2 protein-coding genes are annotated in these 2347 nt (G+C 55.9%); both read left to right on the top strand.

Annotated elements, in window-relative coordinates; genetic code table 11:
- On the top strand, positions 1–824 hold an 824-nt coding region (locus QGH09_02905), incomplete at its 5' end, for a serine hydrolase (protein HJO17136.1).
- 142 nt (positions 825–966) lie between these two features.
- On the top strand, positions 967–2347 hold a 1381-nt coding region (locus tag QGH09_02900; protein ID HJO17135.1), incomplete at its 3' end, for a hypothetical protein.

Raw genomic sequence — 2347 nt, 5'->3', positions numbered from 1 at the left:
TTGCGCCTCTCGGCATGGAGGACACACACTTTCATGATCGACCGAGCCACATCGTAGATCGCCGAGCGATCAGCTATCAGGATTCCGATGTTGACTTCGATAATTACATCGCCACTGGGCACCGAGAGTTTCAAGTTAGTTACCTAGGCAACTTTGACAAGGTCGGAGCGGGTGGTCTGTACACCACCGTTAGGGACCTGCTGCTGTGGGATCGCAATTTTTACAGTGGTGATGTTGGTGCCAAACCTTTTCTTGACCTGATCCATACACGCGGCGTCCTCAACGATGGTTCGGAAATTACTTATGCCTTTGGGCTGACCGTAGATGAGTATCGTGGCAGCAAGACGGTTAGTCATGGTGGTTCGATGATGGGGTTTAAGGCTGCCTACCTGCAGTTTCCTGAGCAGCGTTTTTCTGTGATTACGACCTGTAATCTCGGTTCCATCAATCCGATGCTTCTTGCGCAGCAAGTTGCCGATGTGTATCTCGGAGACCAGCTAGCCCGAGCAGTACCGAGCAGCACAACCATGCGGCGTAGTAACTCTTCGACAGCTTCTGAGCCCTTTGACAATGATGAGATCGTTGGGCTTGTTGGGACCTTCTACAGCGATGAACTTGATGTTAGTTACGAACTGGCTGTCGAAAATGGTCAGTTATGGCTTCGTTTGCGCAACACACCACCGCTTCTTCTCCGAAAGTTGGAAGACGGCCAGGCTCGTGCCGGCTCCTTGAACCTTACTTTCGAGCACGATGCTGCCGAGATGGCAAGCGCTTTTACGGTCAACGCTGGCCGGGTGACCAACATTCGCTTCAAGCGCCGGTGATCATCTAGTACATCACACACGTAGCCAGCTTCATTGGCCTCCTTGAACTCGGTGACTAGGTATCAGACTGTAAATCCGTTGCTCTAGAAACTTTTTACCGGTACGCTCTGGGATCGATTTTCCCAGTACAATGAGGTGCACTTTGAAGAGACTTACCATTGCGATCGTATCGCTGCTTGTCATCGTTTTCTTTGTGCCGTTGGCTGAGGCTCAGACTGGCTTTAGTCGTTCCGTCGCGGTGAGTGGCAACGAAGTTTTCATTGGAGAACCAGGTAACAACGTTCCCTCTGGCTTTGTCTATATCTACCGGAACCAGAATGGGACCTGGGTCGAAGTCATGGCGCTGACCGCCGACGATGCCACTGACGGTGATGGCTTCGGTACCGCTGTGGTTGCCAACGGTGACGAACTTTTGGTCAGCGCTGTCAGGGCTGGTCAGGGCGTCGTCTACATATTCAATCGCGATGGGCGGTCCTGGGTCGAAGCGGGAACAATCGTCGCCGCCGCCAGTAACACGGGTGAGAGCTTTGGTAGCTCATTGGTACTGGTTGATGACACTCTCTATGTCGGGGCGAGCGGAGCGAACTCGAATCAGGGTGCAACCTATGTCTTCGAGCGACAGGGCAGTAGCTGGGGTGAAATTGGTCGCTTGGAAGGTGATGTGCCGGAAGCGGCGCCCGAGGATGAGGAACCGCAGCCACGGCGCCGTCGTGGTCCCGTTGGCCCGCGCTTCGGAAGCGCGATCGCTGCTGAGGGTGGCTATGTCCTGATCGGTGCCCCCGGTACCAACCGGGGCGCGGGGGTCGTCTACGGGTTTCGTCGTGACGGCGACTCATTCGAACGTGTCGCCAAGTTTCCTGAGGAGGGCACTGCAGGCGCCGGGTTCGGGGGCGCGATCACGATGTACGCTGGTTCAGCGCTGATCGGCTCTTCCGGAGCCAACGGGGGTGTTGGATCGGTGGCCGTGTATTTGTTCGATGAAGAGTCGGAACAGTGGAACAGTAGCCTGAGTCTGCAGCCTTTTGATGCCACCTCGGGTGTAGGCTTCGGATCGTCTATCGTGGCGGCTGGCAATGAGATCTTTATCGGTGCCCCAGGATCTGGTGGGGGCGGAGCGATTTACCGTTTCGATAGCCACGACACAGGAAATGGCCAGATCAACGTTGGCGGCGTATCTAAAGTGGGTCCAGGGAGCCTAAGCGGCCGAGCGCAGTTTGCCAGCACGCTAGCATTCAATGGTGATGTGATGGTTGCTGGCATGCCAGGTGCCGACCGCGGTTCCGGGACTGCGATGATCATGACGCGTGGCTACAACGGCTGGAACCATACTAAGGTGTTGAGCGAGAGGAAGGGCTTGCCTGCACTAACTGGCGAGTTGATGGAATGCACGGATGGAATGATCGACCGCTACCCATGCAAGGGCGTCGATATCCTCTCGTTCTTACCGATGCGGGATATGGGTGGTGGCCGTGGGATGACCACCAACGACATCTGGGGCTGGACCGACCCGGAGACCGGCAGAG

This window comes from Vicinamibacterales bacterium (assembly GCA_036012125.1).
Lineage (GTDB): Bacteria > Acidobacteriota > Vicinamibacteria > Vicinamibacterales > UBA823 > UBA11600.
The sequence above is the reverse complement of the archived record's forward strand: the minus strand, read 5'-3'. Positions and strand labels throughout refer to the sequence as shown.